This is a genomic window from Bradyrhizobium sp. (assembly GCF_022844465.1).
Taxonomy (GTDB): Bacteria; Pseudomonadota; Alphaproteobacteria; order Rhizobiales; family Xanthobacteraceae; genus Bradyrhizobium.
In genome coordinates this window covers 255,549-275,631 of record NZ_JALHLP010000001.1, presented here as the reverse complement: position 1 = coordinate 275,631, position 20,083 = coordinate 255,549, and the positions used below count along the sequence as shown (strand labels likewise).

The 20,083-nt window shown below is 64.5% G+C and carries 21 protein-coding genes; 10 read left to right on the top strand and 11 right to left on the bottom strand.

What is annotated here, in order from left to right; all coding sequences use genetic code 11:
• Window positions 1-216: 216 nt before the first annotated feature.
• The 3 genes from Q0D31_RS01390 to Q0D31_RS01380 all read left to right on the top strand — a co-directional run bounded on the left by Q0D31_RS01390 (window position 217) and on the right by Q0D31_RS01380 (window position 2,157).
• Entirely contained in the window at window positions 217-351 is a 135-nt protein-coding gene (locus Q0D31_RS01390) for a hypothetical protein (protein WP_291842869.1), read from the top strand.
• A gap of 504 nt (window positions 352-855) precedes the next feature.
• Window positions 856-1,137: a hypothetical protein gene (locus Q0D31_RS01385; RefSeq protein ID WP_291842860.1), complete on the top strand. Its 282-nt coding sequence runs from the start codon at window positions 856-858 to the stop codon at window positions 1,135-1,137.
• 60 nt (window positions 1,138-1,197) lie between these two features.
• Window positions 1,198-2,157 (top strand): alpha/beta hydrolase, encoded by a 960-nt coding sequence (locus Q0D31_RS01380; RefSeq protein WP_291846632.1) that lies wholly within the window; start codon window positions 1,198-1,200, stop codon window positions 2,155-2,157.
• A 38-nt stretch (window positions 2,158-2,195) separates the two neighbouring features.
• Here Q0D31_RS01380 and Q0D31_RS01375 read toward each other — a convergent pair whose 3' ends face one another.
• Both Q0D31_RS01375 and Q0D31_RS01370 read right to left on the bottom strand, forming a co-directional pair.
• A complete protein-coding gene (locus Q0D31_RS01375; protein ID WP_291842852.1) occupies window positions 2,196-2,402 on the bottom strand; it encodes a hypothetical protein in 207 nt (68 codons plus the stop codon).
• A gap of 117 nt (window positions 2,403-2,519) precedes the next feature.
• Window positions 2,520-2,840, bottom strand: a complete 321-nt coding sequence (locus Q0D31_RS01370; RefSeq protein ID WP_291842843.1) for a c-type cytochrome — start codon at window positions 2,838-2,840, stop codon at window positions 2,520-2,522.
• A 250-nt stretch (window positions 2,841-3,090) separates the two neighbouring features.
• On the opposite strand from Q0D31_RS01370, the gene Q0D31_RS01365 reads away from it, so the two are divergent.
• Complete coding sequence (locus Q0D31_RS01365) at window positions 3,091-4,059, top strand: SDR family NAD(P)-dependent oxidoreductase (RefSeq protein ID WP_291842835.1); 969 nt, start codon at window positions 3,091-3,093, stop codon at window positions 4,057-4,059.
• Between the two features lie 2 nt (window positions 4,060-4,061).
• Here Q0D31_RS01365 and Q0D31_RS01360 read toward each other — a convergent pair whose 3' ends face one another.
• From Q0D31_RS01360 to Q0D31_RS01350, 3 genes are all read right to left on the bottom strand, one after another.
• Window positions 4,062-4,529, bottom strand: coding sequence for a GcrA family cell cycle regulator (locus tag Q0D31_RS01360; RefSeq protein ID WP_291842827.1), 468 nt, complete (start codon window positions 4,527-4,529; stop codon window positions 4,062-4,064).
• Window positions 4,530-4,574: 45 nt separating this feature from the next.
• Window positions 4,575-4,775 carry a hypothetical protein gene (locus Q0D31_RS01355; protein ID WP_291842818.1) on the bottom strand — a complete coding sequence of 67 codons (201 nt, stop codon included), beginning with the start codon at window positions 4,773-4,775 and terminating at the stop codon, window positions 4,575-4,577.
• Between the two features lie 206 nt (window positions 4,776-4,981).
• Window positions 4,982-5,923, bottom strand: coding sequence for an acetamidase/formamidase family protein (locus Q0D31_RS01350; RefSeq protein WP_291842810.1), 942 nt, complete (start codon window positions 5,921-5,923; stop codon window positions 4,982-4,984).
• 66 nt (window positions 5,924-5,989) lie between these two features.
• On the opposite strand from Q0D31_RS01350, the gene Q0D31_RS01345 reads away from it, so the two are divergent.
• The 3 genes from Q0D31_RS01345 (at window position 5,990) to Q0D31_RS01335 (ending at window position 8,990) form a co-directional block, all read left to right on the top strand.
• Window positions 5,990-6,793 (top strand): YdcF family protein, encoded by an 804-nt coding sequence (locus Q0D31_RS01345; protein WP_291842802.1) that lies wholly within the window; start codon window positions 5,990-5,992, stop codon window positions 6,791-6,793.
• Between the two features lie 67 nt (window positions 6,794-6,860).
• Window positions 6,861-7,646 carry a DUF169 domain-containing protein gene (locus tag Q0D31_RS01340; RefSeq protein ID WP_291842794.1) on the top strand — a complete coding sequence of 262 codons (786 nt, stop codon included), beginning with the start codon at window positions 6,861-6,863 and terminating at the stop codon, window positions 7,644-7,646.
• 165 nt (window positions 7,647-7,811) lie between these two features.
• On the top strand, window positions 7,812-8,990 hold the full coding sequence (locus Q0D31_RS01335; protein WP_291842786.1) for a saccharopine dehydrogenase NADP-binding domain-containing protein: 1,179 nt from the start codon (window positions 7,812-7,814) through the stop codon (window positions 8,988-8,990).
• Window positions 8,991-8,993: 3 nt separating this feature from the next.
• Here Q0D31_RS01335 and Q0D31_RS01330 read toward each other — a convergent pair whose 3' ends face one another.
• The 3 genes from Q0D31_RS01330 to Q0D31_RS01320 form a co-directional block, all read right to left on the bottom strand.
• Window positions 8,994-10,262: an O-antigen ligase domain-containing protein gene (locus Q0D31_RS01330; protein WP_291842776.1), complete on the bottom strand. Its 1,269-nt coding sequence runs from the start codon at window positions 10,260-10,262 to the stop codon at window positions 8,994-8,996.
• A gap of 168 nt (window positions 10,263-10,430) precedes the next feature.
• Window positions 10,431-11,975, bottom strand: coding sequence for an undecaprenyl-phosphate glucose phosphotransferase (locus Q0D31_RS01325; RefSeq protein WP_291842768.1), 1,545 nt, complete (start codon window positions 11,973-11,975; stop codon window positions 10,431-10,433).
• Window positions 11,976-12,087: 112 nt separating this feature from the next.
• Window positions 12,088-13,221: a glycosyltransferase family 4 protein gene (locus tag Q0D31_RS01320; RefSeq protein ID WP_291842760.1), complete on the bottom strand. Its 1,134-nt coding sequence runs from the start codon at window positions 13,219-13,221 to the stop codon at window positions 12,088-12,090.
• Between the two features lie 259 nt (window positions 13,222-13,480).
• Between Q0D31_RS01320 and Q0D31_RS01315 the strand changes: the two genes are divergently transcribed.
• Window positions 13,481-15,643 (top strand): exopolysaccharide transport family protein, encoded by a 2,163-nt coding sequence (locus Q0D31_RS01315; protein ID WP_291842749.1) that lies wholly within the window; start codon window positions 13,481-13,483, stop codon window positions 15,641-15,643.
• A gap of 61 nt (window positions 15,644-15,704) precedes the next feature.
• Here Q0D31_RS01315 and Q0D31_RS01310 read toward each other — a convergent pair whose 3' ends face one another.
• Window positions 15,705-16,895: a GNAT family N-acetyltransferase gene (locus tag Q0D31_RS01310; RefSeq protein ID WP_291842740.1), complete on the bottom strand. Its 1,191-nt coding sequence runs from the start codon at window positions 16,893-16,895 to the stop codon at window positions 15,705-15,707.
• A gap of 130 nt (window positions 16,896-17,025) precedes the next feature.
• Here Q0D31_RS01310 and Q0D31_RS01305 point away from each other — a divergent pair, with 130 nt between their 5' ends.
• Window positions 17,026-18,114 (top strand): polysaccharide deacetylase family protein, encoded by a 1,089-nt coding sequence (locus Q0D31_RS01305; protein WP_291842732.1) that lies wholly within the window; start codon window positions 17,026-17,028, stop codon window positions 18,112-18,114.
• Here Q0D31_RS01305 and Q0D31_RS01300 read toward each other — a convergent pair.
• The gene (locus Q0D31_RS01300; protein ID WP_291842722.1) at window positions 18,080-18,292 is read right to left on the bottom strand and encodes a DUF2842 domain-containing protein; all 213 of its coding nucleotides are present in this window, start codon (window positions 18,290-18,292) and stop codon (window positions 18,080-18,082) included. The genes Q0D31_RS01305 and Q0D31_RS01300 overlap by 35 nt on opposite strands.
• A 115-nt stretch (window positions 18,293-18,407) precedes the next feature.
• On the opposite strand from Q0D31_RS01300, the gene Q0D31_RS01295 reads away from it, so the two are divergent.
• Window positions 18,408-19,499: a COX15/CtaA family protein gene (locus tag Q0D31_RS01295; protein WP_291842714.1), complete on the top strand. Its 1,092-nt coding sequence runs from the start codon at window positions 18,408-18,410 to the stop codon at window positions 19,497-19,499.
• Here the strand turns inward: Q0D31_RS01295 and Q0D31_RS01290 are convergent.
• Entirely contained in the window at window positions 19,496-19,945 is a 450-nt protein-coding gene (locus Q0D31_RS01290) for a hypothetical protein (RefSeq protein ID WP_291842705.1), read from the bottom strand. The genes Q0D31_RS01295 and Q0D31_RS01290 overlap by 4 nt on opposite strands.
• Window positions 19,946-20,083 lie beyond the last annotated feature (138 nt).

The following is a 20,083-nucleotide window of genomic DNA, read 5'->3' as shown; positions in this document are numbered from 1 at the left end:
AGGAGCACGCCTAACGGGCTTCTGGGAGAGCCAGCCAGGCAGGAATCAGCCAACTGGCCGCGTCCTTTAGGAGAATGATGGTCGCCTCATCTGGCGCGGACCTTAGTAGGGGTAAATATAGTACCGCGGTGCGTAATATGGCCTTGCGTAGCGATAGGAATGGCCGTGTCCATAGTGATAACCGGGCGGCTCATAATAGTAGCCGGGCCCATAGTAGTGACCATAGCCGTGGTAGTGATCGCGGTATTGTTGAGCCGCTATCGCAGCAGCCATGGTTCCAATCGCAAACCGCATGAAAGCCAGACCCGCGGCGTCCCCGCCTCGATGGCGGTGCCGGCGGCGTCGGGCTGAGCTCAAATCCGTAACGTTACTTGAAGACGCAGCTGTCGAGATAGCAGCCGCCCTTTGGTCCGCTTTGGCCGCGGTCCCTGGCGACTCCAGCGTGACGAGGAGCAATGCAGCAAGTATTGCCAAAGCCGCGCGACGACCAGCCGGGAACGACCATTGTCTATAGCTCGTCATGTCGGGTTCCTCTCTGCATTTTTGAATAAGTCTACAAGAGAGCCGGCGATCCAGATTGATCAAGGTCAACCGAATTGCACAAAGCCCGTTCAATTTGCGCTTGAAGATGACGCGTTCGGTGCGAACCGGATCATCCGTGCGATCTTCCGACCCCGAAAGCCTGCCAGCCATCGGTCACATTGGCGCCCGGATAGGCAGGCGCGGGTTGAGCGAGATCAAGGAAGCGGAAAACCGGTGATGCAGTAAATGACGGGCGCTCTGTCCGATGCGCCCGATCAGCCATGCGATGCCGCTGGTTGGATTGCCGCAACATCGACCTCATTGGAGGGGAGTATGGCTCTCCTGAAGCGAGAATTGTACCGCCAGGTGAAGGGACCGGAAGTCACTCATGCCGATCGCTCCTGCCTGGTTTTCGATACTGATAGCAAGAAGCTGTATATCGAGCGCGAGGTAGCGCATCTGGATGCCAGCATTGGCGGCGAGATCGACTACCAGACCGCCACGATGGATATTGCGGAATACCTGACGCGTGGCGGGGAAACCGCCGGCCACCGCGAGCTGTGGCGATTGCTGAGAACTCTCTTTCCTGAGCGTCACGATCCCGGATCCGATTGAGCTGGCGATGGTTGCAGGTCAAGCATGGGCGCGCAGTCGCATGATGTCCGTCAACTATTCATGGGTAGCTTGTCCATCCTACTGATTGTCGTGTCGGTCGCTGTTCTTTCAGCAGGTGGGCTCGTCTTTGTCTCCTATAGCGCCGAGATCGAACGCGCGCGGACCGCCGTGATCAGCGGCGGTCGGATCCTGACTACAACATCCGGTCCGATCGAGTACGCCGAAAACGGCAGCGGCATTCCCCTTCTCTCCATCCACGGCGCCGGCGGCGGCTTTGACCAGGGTCTTGCGAACGCCGTGGAACTGGTCGGCGCCGGATTTCGCGTCATCGCGCCGTCACGGTTCGGCTATCTTGGCACGCCGATCCCGGCGGATGCGTCGCCCTCCGCCCAGGCCGATGCGCATGCGGCGCTTCTCGTAGCATTGAAGGTCGACTGGGCCGTCGTCGTCGGCATCTCGGCCGGCGCGCGCTCGGCGCTGCAGCTGGCCCTCCGCCATCCGGACCGGGTCGCCGCGCTTGTCTTGATGGTGCCGGGAACCTATGCGCCGGAAGGCCCGGTCGCGATTGAGGCAAGCCGCGGCAGCCGGTTTGCGTTCTGGCTGGTCAACGCCGGCGCGGACTTCGCCTGGTGGGCGACCGAGAAGATCGCTCCCTCGGTATTGATCCGTTTCATCGGCGTGCCGCCGGAGGTCGTTGCCGCCGCGCCGAAGACCGAGCAGGATCGCGTGATGCAGATCGTCAGCAGCGTCCAGCCGCTCTCGGTGCGCTTCCCCGGCATCAACATCGACAGCAAGCCGGCGCTGCATCGCCTGCCGCTCGAGAAGATCATGGTACCGACCCTGGTAATCTCGGCGCGAGACGACTTGTTCAACACGTTGCCGGCGGCGGAATTCGCTGCCGGAGGAATCCCCAACGCGAAACTGGTCGTTTTCGGGACTGGCGGGCACCTGTTGGTCGGCCGTGGACGGGAGGTACGCGCTATTGTCGGCGAGTTCCTGGCCGGGGCCAGCGTGAAGTGAGTGTAACCAAACTTCAAGATCAGCTGTTTGCCGAGAACTTACAGCCTCCCGCTGTCCGCGGGTATCTTGGAAGTGTCTGTTCGTGGAGGCACATTCGAGTTGCCGGGCAGCGCCGCTTGCTCGGCAAGCTTGATTTCCTCCTCCGCCACGAGCTTTAGCAAGGTCGCTCGTTTGACTTCATCCTGCTCAGTCGCCAACAGCCTGCGGAAATTTTCAAGGTTGGCGCGGACAACGAAACTGTTCATGTCGGACCCTCCCTTCATACACCTGAACCAGAGTAACTCTGCTTCAAGGCGAAAGAAGGTTGGGCATTTGGCCAACGTCGGGAATTTGGCGGTTGTTCGGTGATCGCGTACGCGCATCTACCTCAGCGTCGCGATATAGGCCGCGATGTCGGCCGCCTCGGCCCGGCCGAGCGACATGTTCGGCATTTTCGGATGTGGATCGCGCAGGAATAACTCGATCTTGGCCGGATCGAAGTTCGGTCGCCTGGCGATGGTGGCGAACGGCGGCGCTTCCGTGGTCGCCGCCTTCTGGTCGGCTGCGACCAGGTGGCAGCCGATGCACCAGCGCTTGGCCAGGATTTCGCCCTGACCGGGGTCTGCCGCGAAGCAGGCGGTGGCGGCATGGCTCGCCATCATGAACAGGAGAAGACGACCAATCCGTTGCAAATGACGACGCATGTAACCGTGCCTCTTCGATACAGTGAACCGATAGCCGCCGCCTTTGGGCGGGCGCGTCTGACCAGTGTCAAGCACGGGCGCAAACCGGCGTTGCGCCAGATCAAGCCGCCAGCGCGAACTGCGCATGGGGCTGGATGCGGGGTTTGCGGCGGCTTTACCTGATGTTCCCAACTGCTACTGTCCGGCTTCGTACGGGCTCCGCTTCAGGAGAGCCCCAACTGAAAAAACTGAACCCGAGGTAACGATCGCCATGAAGGACTTTGCCGGAAAGTTTGCCGTGATCACCGGGGGCGGGACCGGCATGGGGCGCGAACTGGCGCGCCAGCTGGTGGCCGAGGGCTGCAATGTCGCGATCTGCGATCTTTCACCGGAAGCGATGGCCGAGACCAAACGGCTATGCGAGGCGGAAAAGCTGCCGCAGGGCTTGCGCGTCACCACCCATATCGCGGACGTCTCGATCGAGGACCACCTCAAGCGGTTTCGCGATGAACTGATCGAGCAGCAGGCGACCGACCGGCTCCATCTGCTGTTCAACAATGCCGGGATCGGCGGCGGCGGCAGCCTGTTCACCAACACGCGCGAGCAGTGGGAGCGCACCTTCAACATCTGCTGGGGCGGCGTCTATCTCGGCGTCCGCACCTTCCTGCCGATGATGATGAAGGCGGAGGAGGCCCACATCGTCAATACGTCAAGCGTCAACGGTTTCTGGGCCTCCGTCGGCATGGGCGTCTCGCATACCGCCTACAGCGCCGCCAAGTTTGCGGTGAAGGGTTTTACCGAGGCGCTGATCAACGACCTGCGGCTCAACGCGCCGCACATCAAGTGCTCGGTGGTGATGCCAGGCCATATCGGCACCTCGATCGTGTCGAATTCGCGCAAGGTCCAGAACGGAACCGAATCCGAGCTATTGAGCCCGAACGAGCTTCTGGCGATGCGGCAGCGGCTGAAGGGCATCGGGGTCGAAACCGCGACGATGTCGGACGACGAGATCCAGAAAATCGCGATCGAGCGGGCGCGATCGTTCCGCGACGACGCGCCGACGACGGCCGCAGCCGCCGCAAAGATCATCCTCGACGGCGTCAAGGCCGAGCGCTGGCGTATCCTGGTCGGTGACGACGCCCACAAGCTCGACGAGCGGGTGCGGCAAGCGCCGGAAAAGGCCTACACCGCCGAGTTCTATCAGCGCCTGACCGAAGAAGTGGGTTGGCGAGTCGGCTGAACCTATCCGCGCAGGACGCGTTGGCGCGAGCCTGACCGGTAGGCAAGGCGGCTATGCCCGGAGCAATAGGGCATGCCATCTTCCGGCACATTGCCGCAAAAACAGAAGTCCTCGGCGCCGGGCGTGTTGATCGGCCAGCGGCACCGCTGCTCGCTGAGTTCGAACAGCGAGCAGCGATGCTCGCTTGCGATCGGGGCCTCGACCGGCTGCCCGTTGTCATAGACAGCCTGCAGCGCCTGATATTGCAGGCGGGGGTTTGATTTTCGGGCGCGTTCCCTGGCGGCCCTGACCGGGCGGGGTGCGACCTCCAGCTCGCGGCGCGTCAATTGCAGGCGCGACAGCTTTCCAATCACCGCGTTGCGGCTGACGCCGATGCTGGCGGCAATCTGCCGGCAGGAGAGCCCGGCCTCGAAATGGCTTTTCAGAAGATCGATCCGTTCGGTGGTCCAGGTAGGCGAATTCATGGGCATGTTGTCGGTTCCACATTCTGTGAACCCGCCGCGTCTTGCTTCCCGTCAGGACGCCTTGCCGTTGTCGCGGATCGCAAGCAACCCGTCCTTGATGGCGAGCCGAATGCCTTCCTCGATCAGGGTCTTGGCAACGCCGGGGACGCTTGTGCCGTGGGTGCCCTGTCTCACCAGCCGTTCGAGATAGTTGATGGTCGAGAGCGCCAACGTCACGGGAACGCGGTCGGTTTCGGCTTTTTCTGTAGCCATGGGAAACGCTAACTCGTACCGGGTGTACTGAAAAGTATCTATTTAGACTCTATTTAGTTTTGCACAGACGAGTCAATCGTCTTGTGGATAACCAAGTATCCAATTGATAAATCGACAAAAAATAGCGGTTGGGTTGGCGGTGAGCGCGACCCTGCGGGGGCTCGGCCCTCCGCCACGGGTTCCCGTGGCGTTTTCAGGGCGCCCAATCAGCCGTGGACGACGGTCTTGGCGATCATGCAGTGGATGCCCTTGGAGCCGTTCACGGTCTGCGTCACCCGCAGATCGGCGGCCAGGCTGCAGAGCGTATAGGCGTCCTCGCGCGACAGGTTTCGCTTCTCGCCGAGCAGGACGATCATGTCGCGCAATGCGCGCACCACGCATTGGTCGAGGTCGGGGTCCATCGCCATCGTCATGTAGTGCGAGGGCGTTTCGGCGCGCGGATAGTCCAGCCGCAGATCCCTGCGCAGCGTCAGGCGAAAGCGCCCCTGCAACGCGGTCTCGATGGCGGTGACGCACACCTCGCCGTCGCCCTGCACGCCGTGGCCGTCGCCGCAGGAGAACAGCGCGCCCGGCACGAACACCGGCAGATACAGTTTGGCGCCGGCGCCCAGTTCCTTGTTGTCGAGGTTGCCGCCCATCGCGCGCGGGATCAGCGAGGTGATGCGGCCCCAGGCCGGCGGGGGTGCCACCCCCATGACGCCGAAGAACGGCGCCAGCGGCAGATCGAGCCCCCACGGCATCCGGCCGACCATGCGCGCGCGGTCGAGCGGAATGTTCAAGAGCCGGGTTTCGTGGAAATCGTCGGGCAGGGTGCCCGCCAGCGGCCGGATCAGATTATAGCCCCAGTCCTGCCGGAGCTGGACGTCGAGAATATCGACCTCGAGCACGTCGCCGGGCTCGGCGCCGGCCACCGCAATCGGGCCGGTGAGAATGTGGCCCGGCACCATCCGCTCGTTGCGGGCGTGAATATCGGCAAGCTCCGGCGGAATGTGGAATTTGCTGCGATCCGGCATCACCTCGGGGCCGCCGGTGACGGTGTCGATGGTGACCTCATCGCCGCTGGTGACGGTCATCACCGGCTTCAGGCCGGCGTCGAAAAATCCCCAGTGGCAGGTTTCGGAGCTGGAGCGCAGGTGATGGTGGGGCATGATGAGGCTTTGGGTTGCTGCAACGACGTCGTATGACGCTGTACCAGACATTGTCAGGGGCTTCCCTTGTTTTTTACCGCCTCCAAGACGCTCGGCTATCTGCTGCTGCCGACGAATTTCCTGATCGGCCTCGGCCTCACAGGCGCCATCTTGATGGCTACCCGATTTGCCGGGCTCGGCCGCAAGCTGGTGGTCGTCGCGGTGCTGCTGCTGTTCATCTGCGGCCTGTCGCCGCTCGGGAATATCCTGCTGTATCCGCTGGAACAGCGTTTTCCACCCTGGGACCCCGCGCGTGGCGCGCCGGACGGCATCATCGTGCTGGGCGCCTCGATCGAAGCCGATCTTTCTGCCGCGCACGGCACGCCGGTCGTGCGTAGCGCGCCGGATCGCATCATCGCGGCCGCGGCGCTGGCGCACCGCTATCCCAAGGCGCGCGTCGTCTTCTCCGGCGGCAGCGCCAACCTGATCTCCAGCGACGCCAGGGAAGCCGATTTTGCCGGCGCTATCTTCGAGAGCCTCGGCATCGACAGATCGCGGCTGGTCATGGAACGGCGGTCGCGCAACACGCACGAGAACGCGGTTTTTTCCAAGGCGTTGCTGATGCCGAAGGATGGCGAGCGGTGGCTGCTGGTGACGTCGGCCTTCCATATGCCGCGATCGGTCGGTCTGTTTCGAAAGGCGGGATTTGCGGTCGAGCCGTATCCGGTCGATTGGCGGGTCGGCCGGCGCGGCGACCTGCTGACATTCACCAGCGTCGCGCTCGACGGGCTCGGGCGGACCGACATGGCGGTGCGCGAATGGCTCGGCCTGACGGCCTACCGGGTCACCGGCAGGATCGATGAAATTCTGCCCGGCCCGGCGCCGAAGTAGCCGCGGACCGCCGGCCGGGCTACGGTTGAGACAACAGGCGCAAGCGCGCCGACAGGGAGTTGACGCCATGCAGCAGCAAACGCCGCCCGAAGCACTCGATCTCGCCGGCATGGTGGCCGACCTCAACAGCCTGCTTCGGCTGAAGACGACCGTGATCGGCATCAAGATGTTCGCGCGCGTCGAAGAGATGGCGGCGATCCCGAAAATCCGCCGCCCCTCGGCGGTGCATACCACCGACCAGATCGTCAGCATGGCCTCGCGGCTCGGCTGGACCGTCGGCATCACCGGCGAGGATCTGGTCGGCGCGCAGTGCCGGGCGGTGATCGGGCTGGCGCCGCAGGATGACCAATGGCTGGCCGGAGAAAACTATGTCGGCGTCTGGCATGGCACGGCGGAGGACGCCCGCAAGCGCCAGGAGGCGCTCGACGTCGTGCCCTACGGCAGGTACCAGGCCATGGCGGTGAGCCCGCTCACCAGCGGCCGGCTCAACCCGCCGGACATCTGTCTCGTCTACGCCACGCCCGGCCAGATGATTATCCTCATCAACGGCCTGCAATATACCGGCTACAAGAAGTTCGAATGGGGCGTGGTAGGCGAGACCGCGTGCGCAGATTCCTGGGGCCGGGCGCTGAAAACCGGCGAGCCCTCGCTCTCGCTGCCGTGCTTTGCCGAGCGGCGCTATGGCGGCGTGCCCGACGAGGAGATGCTGATGGCGCTGCAACCTGCCCATCTCGCCAAGGCCATAACAGGCATGAAGCAGCTTGCGAAAAATGGCCTGCGCTATCCGATCGCACCCTATGGCATCCAGGCCGACGTCCGCGCCGGCATGGGCGTCTCCTACGCCAAGAAATAGTTGTTATCGCCGTCATTGCGAGGAGCGATAGCGACGAAGCAATCCATTCTTCCTTTTCGCGGGAGAGATGGATTGCTTCGCGGAGCCTGTCATCGGGCGCGCATTCGCGCGACCCGTTGGCTCGCAATGACGGAGGAATAAGCGGTCACCTGAGGAAAACTGAACATGCCTTCGCCGAAATTCGACATCGTCGTTTATGGCGCCACCGGCTTCACCGGCCGTCTCGTCGCCGAATATCTCGCCGAACATTACAAGGGCGACGCCGGCCTGAAATGGGCGATGGCCGGGCGCAGCAAGGACAAGCTCGCCGCGGTCCGCGACGCCATCGGCGCGCCCGCTGACACGCCCCTGATCGTGGCCGACGCCAGCGATCCCGCTTCGTTGAAGTCGATGGTGGAGCAGACCAGGTCGGTGATCTCGACCGTCGGACCCTATCAGTTCTATGGCAACGAGCTGCTCGCGGCCTGCGTCGCATCGGGGACCGACTATTTCGACCTTTGCGGTGAGCCGCTGTGGATGCGGGAGATGATCGACAAGCATGAAGCGGCGGCAAAGGCTAGCGGCGCGCGCATCTTGTTTTCGTGCGGGTTCGACTCGGTGCCGTTTGAACTCGGCGCTTTCGTTGTGCAGGAGGAGGCCAGGCGGGTGTTCGGTGCGCCGGCTTCCCGCGTCAAGGGCCGCGTCCGCGACATGCGCGGCACCCTGTCCGGCGGCACCGCCGCGAGCGCCAAGGCGACTTTCGATGCGGTTGCCAGGGATCTCAGCCTCGTCGCGGTGCTCAAGGACCCGTTCGCGCTGACGCCCGGATTCAAGGGGCCGAAGCAGCCGCCCGGCAGCAAGCCCGTGTTTGAGGAGGACCTGCGGTCGTGGGCCGCGCCCTTCATGATGGCGCTGATCAACACCCGCAACATCCATCGCTCCAACATGCTGATGGGCTTTCCCTACGGCAAGGAGTTCATCTACGACGAAATGGTGCTGACGGGCGCGGGCGAGAAGGGCGAGGCCAACGCCAGGCGGGTGATGGCGGCGAACACCGAAAAGACCGGCCCGGCCGCGCCCAAACCGGGCGAGGGCCCCTCGAAAGAAGAACGCGAGAACGGTTTGTACGATTTGCTGTACGTTGCGATCGCCCCCGATGGGCGCCAGGTCCGCGCCGCCGTGAAGGGCGATCGCGATCCCGGCTACGGCTCGACCTCGAAGATGATCTCGGAATGCGCGATCTGTCTGCTGCGCGACACCCCCGAGGTTCCCGCCGGCATCTGGACGCCGGGGGCGGCGATGCAGCACAAACTGATCAAGCGATTGGTCGATCACGCCGGCCTGACGTTTGCGATCGAGAATTAGCGGCTACGTTGCGCGGGGCGGCGCGCTCGTCGCGGGATCGACGCCAGCCTTCCAGCGTTCGGCCGCGGCGAACAGGCCCCACATCGTGCCCAGCATCAGCCAGAAGTGCCGCCAGTGGTCGGTATCGATGATGAAGCTTTCGCCGACGGTGCCAAGAAAGGCGGAGAAGATCGCCAGATAGGCCCGCTGCCAGGGCACGCGAACGAACGCATAGCGGAACCCGGTCAGCACGGTGGCGAAGATCAGTGCGGGGTAGCAGACGCCCGAGAGCCAGCCGCCCGACATGAACGCGTTGAGATAGGAATTGTGGGTGTCTTCCGGGAAGAATCGGGTGAACTGCAGCGGCCCGATGCCGAACGGCAGGTCGAGCGCCATCTCGGCGCCGAGCAGATGCCGGCCAAAGCGGCCGAAGCGGCCTTCATCGTAACTCTGGTCGAGGCTGGCGCGCTGGCTGAACATCTCGGAGATCGACTCGAACGACAGCAGCACGACAACCAGCGCAACCGCCAGCACCACTGCAACTGCTGTCACCAGGATGATGCGCACGCGCTGCGTCTGCGAGCGGCTGGTCAACACCATCAGCATCAGCATGAAACCGGAAGTGAGGATCAACAGGCCCCAGGCCGCGCGCGAGAATGCCAGCAGGATCGCCAGCGAAAGGACGCCGAACGTGATGGTGCTGCGAAGCGATTTCGCGAACTTGTCGGAGACGATGCTTTGCAGCGCCAACAGGGCGGGCAGGACCAGGAATGCGCCGAGCACGTTCGGGTCCTTGAAGGTGCCGCGGGCGCGGCCGTACAGTGTCAGCAGGTCGCGCCCGCCGGGGACAAGATCGAAGTAGCCGGCGATCCCCGCGACCGCCGCAATCAGCGCGCCGACGATCAGGCCGCGCCGGAGCATGTCGAGGCGGGCCGTGGTGTCCTCGGAGATCACCATCGCCCAGAAAACAACCGTCACCGCCAGGTACCAGGACGTCGCGATCCAGTTGGCGACGTTGGGCCGGTCGATCACCGCGACCGCGCTGATCGAGTAGCCGAGATTGAGCAGGAACAGCAGCAGCAGCAGTGGCAGGAACACCAGCCGCATTCGCAAGCCGGTTGCGAAGAAGACCATCGAGGCCAACAGCGTCACCAGCTCGTAGGGGGAAGGCTCGATGAAGACAATGGCGATGGAAGCGCCGGCCAGCCATACCAGCGCGCGCTGCAAGGCGAGCACGCCGGACGCGGCCGTCATCGCTGGTGGGGAGCCCCCGGCAGTCGCCGCATACGCCATCACATACTCACGCAAACTCGACAACACCATCCGCCTGCTAGCGGCGTCATTTGCGAGGAGCGATAGCGACGACTTGTCCGCCGTAGCTCCTTGCGCGTAGGCGGAAGCAATCCACCGATCCCGGCGCCGTGCCATGGATTGCTTCGCTGCGCTCGCAATGACGCTAGCTCAATACGCGTTCTCGTTCTTGGTCATCAGCGCCAGCGGCGTCTTGAGCAGAATGTAGAAGTCGAACAGCACCGACCAGTTCTCGATGTAGTGCAGGTCGTACTCGACGCGCTTCTGGATCTTCTCGTCGGTGTCGACTTCGCCGCGCCAGCCGTTGATCTGCGCCCAGCCGGTAATGCCGGGCTTGACGCGATGGCGCGCGAAATAGCCGTCAACGGCCTCGTCGAACAGCCGGCTCTGCAATTTGCTCTGCACGGCGTGGGGACGCGGCCCGACCAGCGAGAGGTTGCTCTTGAACACCACATTGAAGAGCTGCGGCAGTTCGTCGAGGCTGGTCTTGCGGATGAAACGACCGACGCGGGTGACGCGGCTGTCGTTTCGAGTCACGACTTTGGTGGCCAGCGGATCGGCGTGCTCGTGGTACATCGAGCGGAACTTGAAGACGTCGATACGCTCATTGTTGAAGCCGAACCGCTTCTGGCGGAACAGAACCGGACCCGGGCTGTCGAGCCTGACCGCGAGCGCGACCAGCGCCATCACCGGCAGCGCCAGCATCAGGATCAGGAAACCGACGACGTGGTCGAACAGCCACTTCATCACCAGGTCCCAGTCGGTGACCGGCGCCTCGAATACGGCCAGCGTCGGCACCTCGCCGAGATAGGCGTAGGAACGCGGGCGGAAACGAAGCTTGTTGGTATGGGCCGAAAGCCGGATATCCACCGGCAGCACCCACAGCTTCTTGAGCATTTCGAGAATGCGGGTCTCGGCCGAGATCGGCAGCGCGAACAGCACGAGATCGACGCGGGTGCGACGCGCGAATTCGACGATGTCGTCGACCTTGCCGAGCTTCGGACTGCCGGCACAGCTGTCCATGGCGCGGTCGTCGTTACGGTCGTCGAACACGCCGAGAACTTCGATGTCGGAATCGTCCTGGACTTTCAGCGCGCGGACCAGCTGTTCGCCACTTTCGTCCGCACCGACGATGATGGTGCGCCGGTCGAGACGGCCCTGGCGCGCCCAGCCGCGGACAAGCGAGCGCAAGATCATGCGCCCGATCACAAGCGCCGCGAGACCGGCGAGGAAAAATGCCGCGAGCCACAGCCGCGAAATCTCGTTGCCGAGCTTGGCTGCGAACGACGCGCCGATGAACAGCAGGAAAACCAGGGTCCAGGACGAAATCATCCGGGTCATCTGCTGCAGCCGTCCACGAAACAGCTGGACGTCGTAGATGTCGGCGGCCTGGAAGCAGATCACGGCGGTGGCGGTCATGCCTGATATCGCCGCGAGATACGCCCAGTGGAAGCCGCTGATGGGGACGACATATCCGAAATAGAGCGCGATGCCGATCGCGCTCAACGTCACGAAATCGACGATGCGCACCGCGCCCGCGATCACGATCGGCGAGTAGGCGCTGCCAATTTTTCGATTGGCGACGGCAAGTGCTGCCGCGGACAGCTTGCGACGCCGCTCGATCGGCGGTTGACCGGCGTACCCTGCGGATGTTGCCGGAGCATCTAGCGTCGAGCGCGCGTTGATCGTTTCCACGTGTCCGTTTCCGTTCTTGGAGCAGACGAACAGCTGCCTGCGGGTGCGGAGTTCCCCACCATCAACGGCTTACGGGAAAAATCGGAAGAAACTGTTACGTCGCAAGGAACGGTTAATGGTTGGAAAATGCGTCGCGATAGCCGGCCAGCACGCCCTCGACCATCGCCTTCTGCGAGAAGTGCAGGAACACCCGTTCGCGCAACGATCGCGCGCGCTCCCTTGTCGCGGCGGGATCGTCGAGCGCCATTTCGATGGCGTCCGCCATCGCGCCGGCGATGTAGGGCGCGAACAAGGCGTCGGTCTCAGTCCCGAAGATCTCCGGGATGCCGCCGACATTGGCGGCGATCATGGGGACCCCCGCGGCGGCGGCCTCGATCACGACATAGGGCATGGAGTCCCCGCGCGAGGGAACCACCAGCAGCGAGCCCTTGGAGAAGCCGTAACGCGGCTTGACGTGGCCGATGAACCTCACGGCGTCGCCGAGGCCGAGCCGCTGGATCTGGGCCTTGAGATTTTCGGTCTCCTCGCCGTCGCCGGCGAGGGTCAATGTCACCGGACGGCCGTTGGCGCGCAGCCGCGCCACCGCGTCGATCAGAAGGTCGGCGCCCTTGATGTGGCGGAACTCGCCGACATAGATGAGATCGGTGGCGTCCTCGGCCTTCACGACCGGGTCGAACTCATTGGCGGTGACGCCGTTGAACACGCAGCGCACCGGGCCGTGGGGGACACCGATGGTGCGCTGATAGGTGTCGCGGGCGAAGGCGCTTTCGAACAGGAACAACTCGGTATTGTTCATCAGCGCGCGTTCGATGCGCGCGTAGACATTTCCCTTGAGGGTCGACGGCGGAAAGTGCAGCGAGCCGCCATGCGGCGTATAGACCCTGATCCTGTCCTTTGACCGGCTGTTCAGCCGAATGAAAGCGCCGGCCTTGGCGCCGTGGCCATGCAGCACGTCGGGCTTCAAGCGCCGGATCAGGCGCTGGAATCGCGCCCATACCAGAAGGTCCGTCGGCAGCGGCTCGCGGCGAATGGCGAGGCGATGAACGCCGAGCTTGAGGCGCGGTGCGATTTCCGCAAGCGCCTGGGCGGCGCGCTCGCCGCCGGTGAGGCTGTCGGCGATGATGCCGACATGGTGGCCGCGCTCGGCCTGGCCGTTGGCGAGGTCGAGAATATGACGAAAGATTCCGCCGACAGGTGTGCGCGTCGCGTGCAGGATACGAAGCGGCTGGCCGTCAACCATCGGCATGATCAGACCCCGCGCACGCCGGCGGTCTCGCGGGCGCGGCAGCTATGGCCGGGGGTGGGGGCGAGCACGCCGCGCATCAGAAGAATCCTCGAACAGTCATCCGCCCGATTAGGGGTTGTCATGGTTAACAAAACATGACCGGACCCATGCGGGAAGGCCGCCTCGGTCCGCAAACAGCGCAGATTAACCCAGCGGCAACCTTAATGGAGTGTAGTCGGCCAGGTTCGAGTGGAGTGGTGGCGTCCCGCGGGAGTGTACGATGCGTTTGGCGTTCTGGCGTGCGGGCGAGGACAAGGCTGTGGGGCTCCAGGCGGCCGCCAGGCCCGAGCCGCCCGTTCCGACGCCATCGGCGGCATCGCAGGCGGGCGATCTGGACCTGCATGCGCTCGGCCGGGCGCTGCTGCAGAAGCGCGGCTGGATCATCGTCCCGACCGCGCTGGCCCTCCTGCTGTCGCTCGCCGCGGTCAACATGGTCACCCCCCGCTACAAGTCGGAAGCCCGGATTCTGGTGGACGGCCGGGAGAACGTGTTCCTGCGGCCGAACGGCGAGCGCAACGAGGAGCGCACCGCGCTTGATGCCGAGGCCGTGGCGAGCCAGGTGCAACTGTTGCAGTCGCGCGACCTGGCCCGCGAGATCATCCGGAAAAACAAGCTTGCCGAACTTCCGGAGTTCGATCCGGTGCTGCGGGGTTCTTCGCCGCTGCGGTCGTTGCTGGCTCTGTTCGGCATCGGGCGGGATCCGTTCTCGCTGACCCCGGAGGAGCGGGTGCTGGCAGCGTATTACGAACGCTTCACGGCCTATGCGGTCGACAAGTCCCGCGTCATCGCCGTCGAGTTCCAGTCGCGCGACCCCGAGCTCGCCGCCCGCGTCGCCAACTCGATCGCCGAAGGCTATCTGGTGCTGCAGCAGGACGCGCGCCAGCAGCAGGCGAAATCCGCGGGCCAGTGGCTGTCCGGCGAGATCGAGAGCCTGCGCAGGAAGGTCGCCGAAGCCGAATCGCGCGTCGAGGATTTCCGCTCCAGATCCAGCCTCTTCGTCGGCACCAACAACACCTCGTTGTCGAACCAGCAGATGGGCGAATTGAATACGCAGTTGAACAATGCGCGGGCGCTAAAGTCTGACGCGGAATCGAAGGCGCGGCTCATCAAGGAAATGCTGCAGACCGGCAGGCCGATCGAGGCGTCCGAAGTCCTCAACTCGGAACTGATCCGCCGGCTGTCCGAGCAGCGGGTGACGTTGCGCGCCCAGCTTGCCGAGCAGTCCTCGACGCTGCTCGACGGCCACCCCCGCATCAAGGAGCTGAGGGCCCAGCTTGCCGATCTCGATCGTCAGTTGCGCGAGGAGGCGGGCAAGGTTTCCCGCTCGCTCGAGAACGACGCGCGCATCGCCGGCGGAAGGGTGGACGGCCTGTCGGCGAGCCTCGACCAGTTGAAGAAGCAGGCATCCGCCTCCAACGGCCAGGACGTGCAGCTCCGTGCGCTGGAACGCGAGGCCAAGGCGCAGCGCGACCTCCTGGAATCCTACCTCGCCAAATACCGCGAGGCGACCACCCGCGAGAACATCGAGGCGGCCCCGGCCGATGGCCGCATCATCTCGCGCGCCACCGTTTCGAACACCCCGGCTTATCCGAAAAAGCTACCGATCCTGCTGATCGCGACGCTGGCGACCTTGCTGCTGACAAGTGGCGCGATCGCCACCGGCGAGTTGCTGCGAATGACGGCGCCGCGAACATACGCCGTGTCCGCGCCTTCGGCCGCCCCAGAATCTGTGCCGGGTGGATCGCGCACGGATTTTTCCCGTGGCGAGATCGCGGCAGGCATCGCTGAAATCCAGCAGCTTGCCGACCATCTGCTCGACGCCGGCGCCGCCGCGCGCAAGGTGACCATCCTCGGCACCGCGTCAGGCGACAGCGTTACGCTGACAACGCTGACGCTGGCGCGGCTGATGGTGCGGCGGGCGAAGATCGTGGTCGTCGATCTCGCCGCGTCCTCGCCGACGATCGCGGCGGTATCGGCCGATCCGGCTGCGCCCGGGCTTGCCGAACTGATGCAGGGCGCCGCGTCGTTTGCCCAGATCATCACCAGGGACCGGCTGTCGCGGGTCCATCTCGTCAGCGCCGGACAGCCCGGCTTTGACCCTGCGCAGCTGCAATCGCCGCGGCTGACGCTGGCGATCGACGCGCTGCTGCGGGTCTACGATCATGTCCTGCTGGATGCCGGCGCGGGTTCGCAACTGCCGGCAGAGCTACTGACCTCGCAGGCGCGGGCGGTGGTGGTGCCGGACGCTTCGATGGCTGCGGACGCGCGCGCGTCAATGCGCGACCAACTGACGGCGGCCGGCTTCCTGGAGGTGACGATGCTGAGCCGGCCTTGCCGGGCATCCGATGCGGTCGAGCCGGGCTTGCGCGTGGCGGCGGCGTGAAGCGAGAGAAGTAGCGACGTCATTGCGAGCTGCGCTCGCAATGACGGGCGAAAGGGGAGCCCTAGCTGAAGGCGCCGCGGAGCCTTTGCGCCATATCGAGCAGCGCCGGATTTTGTTTGACCAGACGCTTGGCGCGGTTGACGCCGGACATGGCGCCGGCGGCAAGCTTGCCGCGCTGGCTGAGCGGAATGAAGCTGTCGAAGATCGGCTCGTCGTCCTTGCAGAACAGACGCTTGTAATCGTCCGAACCGATTCCAAGGTCGAGGGCGCGATATTGCTGCCCGGCGTAGTGATCGATGATGTCGCGCATCAGGATCAGGCCGGGGCTGTATTTCGCATTCGGCGACATCGTGTAGGTGTTGAACATCATCGAATAGCGGTACCCGTCAGCGACGCCGGCGAAAATCGCGATGACTTCCTCGTCGCATTCGAGCGCATGGATATCGATGGCGTGCCTGCCGTCGGCGAGTTGCCGGGCGCAAGCGCCGCGGATGAAATCCTCGATGCCGGGATCGGCGAACACGTTGGGCAGTTTCTGTTCGGCCATACGCTGCGGCTTGACGCGAAAGAACCAGTCCAAGAGCCGCGTGATCTCGGCCTCGGAGGACGCCCGGAAGTAGCGATAGCCGGGCAGGGCCTGCAGCTTGCGCTCCTTGCCCTTCAGCCGGCGACGGAACGAGTTGCTGACCAGCGTCGTCGGCGCGGCGCCGGGCTCGATGGTGAGAAGCGGGCAGTCATTGGCGGAGGGCTGATGCGGCAGCAGCGCCAGTGGATTGGCGAGATCGCGCCAGCGGGCGGGTTGCCGGTGCAGCGCCAGCACGTCGGCTTCGGCGCGCTTCGAAATTGCCGCGATCAGGCCGTCGAGATCGGCCCGCGTCACGCTCGCGGCGAAATCACGGTCCCACAGTGCCATATTGAATGTCGAATGCTTGCCGCCCATGAAGCTGGCGCAGCGCGCGCCGTAGGCGGACCCGAGCACGAGCGGCAATAGCACGAGCGGCCGTCGGTTGGCGTCAAAGCCGATCGCGATGAAGGGAGCAAGGCCCTCACGCGCGCCGACCTCGCGTTGCCATGGTTCCAGGAAATCGAAGCGTTGATACGGTGTGAACGATGCGTGCGCGCCTTCCAGGCTGCGCCAGACAACCTCGGCGGCGGCGAGGTCGCGAACGATGTCGATGTCGGCGATGCGGCCCGCCTTCGGCCACGCGTTGGCATGCGCGGTCTGGTCTTCAATCGCGGCAGCCATGGTCATCGCAGAGCCCTTGTTATATGAGAATGCTTGAAGATTTCGGCTTTGGCCGACCTTCGCAGGCAAATGTCAACAAAGCGTAATGGCGCTTGGGCCGCATCGAGGGCCGCGCGACGGTAGCTGGGGCGGGATTTTGGCATCAGATATCGGTATCTTGCAGCGGGCCCGGATCGAACTCGCCTATTTCAGCGGTTATGCCCGGCTGAAGCAGCGGTCGAGCGGCGGCGCCGGCGTGATCCTGAAATTTGAGCGCGTGCGTCCCCGCAGCTTTCGGCGATTCCAGCCGAACCGGTCGCGTGAAATCACACCGGAATTCCTCGATCGGGCGATCCGCGCGCTGAAGCGCTGGAACTTTGATCTGATCTCGATGGACGAGGTGTGCCGGCGCGCGGTCACGATGCCCGAGGCCAACAGGTTTGTCAGCCTGACCTTCGACGGCGGCTGCAAGGATGTCATCGCTTCGGCCTATCCCGTGCTTTCAAAGCACGGCGTGCCCTTCACGGTCTACCTGCCGACCGCATTCCCGGACGGTCTCGGCGAGGCGTGGTGGCTCGCGCTGGAAGCCATCATCGCGCGCGAGAATCGAATTAGCCTGGTGATCGACGGCAAGGAGCGGCGTTTCAGCACCAGTGACACCTCGGAAAAGAACCAGGCCTACGGGTTTCTTGCGAGCTGGATGCGCACGCTGACGCCGTCGGATCTTTCGTTGGCGATCCACGATCTCTGCACGCGTTACTCGGTGGATCCTGCAGTGCTGTCGCGCGGCCTGTCGATGGACTGGGACGATCTGGCCAGACTCGCGAGGGATCCGCTGGTCACGATCGGTAGCGCGACCGTCAACTATCACCCGCTTTCGAATTTGCGGGAAGCCGAAGCGGCCCGCGAGATCGCGATGGGCAAGGCGGTGGCGGAGGCCGCCCTTGATCGCGACGTCAGGCACTTCGCCTATCCCCAGGGGGATCGCGGATCCTGGCACCGTCGGCATGCGGCGATGGCACGCGAGGCAGGTTTTGCCAGCGCCGTATCGGCGATCCCGGGCGTGATCGCCTCCAACGGCGACACCAATCTCTACGCGCTGCCGCGCATCGCCTGGGACGGACGGCGGCGCTCGCTGCGCGTCCTGCGCGTGCTCGTGTCCGGCGCCATGTTTGCGCCGGTCAGGCCGACCGGCGAACGGGAGGCCGCGGCTACGCCGGACGATCCGGCCGCGACATCCAGCTGATGATCGGCATCGCCGGCAGCACCCAGCCGAGGCCCGCCACGACGTAGAAGATCGCCTGCAGCAGGCCCGAATTGGCAAGCCATGGCGTCTGGGCGATCGTCATTCCCAGGAGCGACCACACTACGACCAGCAGCAGCAGGAAGATGGTTCCGAGGAATTTGCGGGTCCGTATCGGCATGGCGGAGATTTGAGCTCGTGCGGGTTGCGCGCGGGAAGCCGCGGACTATAAGGGGCGCGCCAGTTCAATCAAGCGCGCCTTCGGATCAAGGCGAGAACTTTTCAAAACAGGCGCCATGACCGTTAGTTCCGCCGAGCCAACCTTGCATGTCAGCGCCGTCAAATGGTGGTTGATCGCGGTCGCCGCCCTGATCGCGGTCATGGTGCTGGTCGGCGGCGCGACGCGGCTGACCGAGTCCGGATTGTCGATTGTGGAGTGGAAGCCGGTCACCGGCACCCTACCGCCGCTCAACGAGGATCAATGGTTGCAGGCGTTCGCGGCCTACAGGACCATTCCGCAGTACCGCGAGCTCAATGCCGGCATGAGCCTTGCGGAGTTCAAGACGATCTTCTGGTGGGAATGGAGCCACCGGCTGCTCGGGCGGGTGATTGGCGCGTTCTATCTGCTGCCGTTCCTGTTCTTTCTGTGGCGCGGCGCCCTCAGTGCGGGATTGAAGCGGCGACTGTGGCTGATCCTCGGGCTCGGCGCGCTGCAAGGCGCGGTCGGCTGGTGGATGGTCGCGTCGGGCCTGTCGCAGCGGACTGAAGTGTCGCAGTATCGGCTGGCGGTACATCTGGTGCTGGCGTTCCTCATCTTTGCCGCGATCGTATGGACGGTTCGGCGGTTGGGCGCGCGCCCGCAGCCGGCGGTTCCGGCGCGGCTGAAGATCACCGGCATGGTCTTGCTGGCGCTGACCTTCCTGCAGCTCTATTTCGGGGCGCTGGTCGCGGGCCTGCGTGCGGGCAGGGTGTACAACACCTGGCCGATGATCGATGGCGCGTTCATACCTTCCGCGGCACGGCTGTGGTTCGAGCAACCATGGTGGCGCAACCTGTTCGAGAATGCGCTGATGGTGCAGTTCGAGCATCGCATGACCGCCTATGCGCTGCTGCTGCTGACGGTCCTGCACGCGATCGATGCCGTCAGGTCGCGGGCCGGGGCCGCCGTGACACGCGGCGCGTGGTGGCTGGCGGCGGCAATCACGGCCCAGGCAGCGCTTGGCATCCTCACGCTGCTGCGTCAGACGCCGATCGATCTCGCCCTGGCGCATCAGGCCATGGCGATCCTGGTGCTGACGCTCGCGGTTGTGCATGTCGAACGCCTGGCGCCGCGAGGCGTGGGGCAGGCCCAACGAAAACTACCCGTCCCGCTCGGGCAGCCCGGCTAGCAATATCCGTAAACGCCGCAGGCATAGGGCAGCCGGTTCCAGAAGGGCCCGCCGCTGTAGGGGCCGCCGTAATAGGGGCCGTCATAGCTGTAGGAATGGCGCGTGCCGTAATAGCCCGGCAGCGTCGATGAGCCCGGCAGCAGCGGCACGCCGTGGACCCGTGGCGCAAACGGCAGCACGCCCACCGGCGTGAACAGCACGTCCGGATCCTCTTCCTCGACCACCAACGTGCGGCCGCGGCGGACGTAAAGAGGTGCCGGCGGGGAAGCCACCGTTGTACGGTAGGTGTAGTGCGCGCGTGGCAATCCCGGCGGCAATTTCCCCGCGGCCCGGACCGTGGCGGACTTGGCGGCGGGGCTGTCATTGACCGCCGCGGGCGGACCGTCGGCGGCAGCGGTTTCGATCGCGAAAATCGCGAGCAGAAATGGCGTCATCCAGCGCAGCATCGGTGGCTCCGAATCATCCGGGGCGAATCAACGACACTTTATGCCGGAATGGCGTTGACGAGAGGCTTGGTTGCGACATCGGCTCCAACAGGCGTCATTCCGGGGCGATGCAAAGCATCGAACCCGGAATCTCGAGAT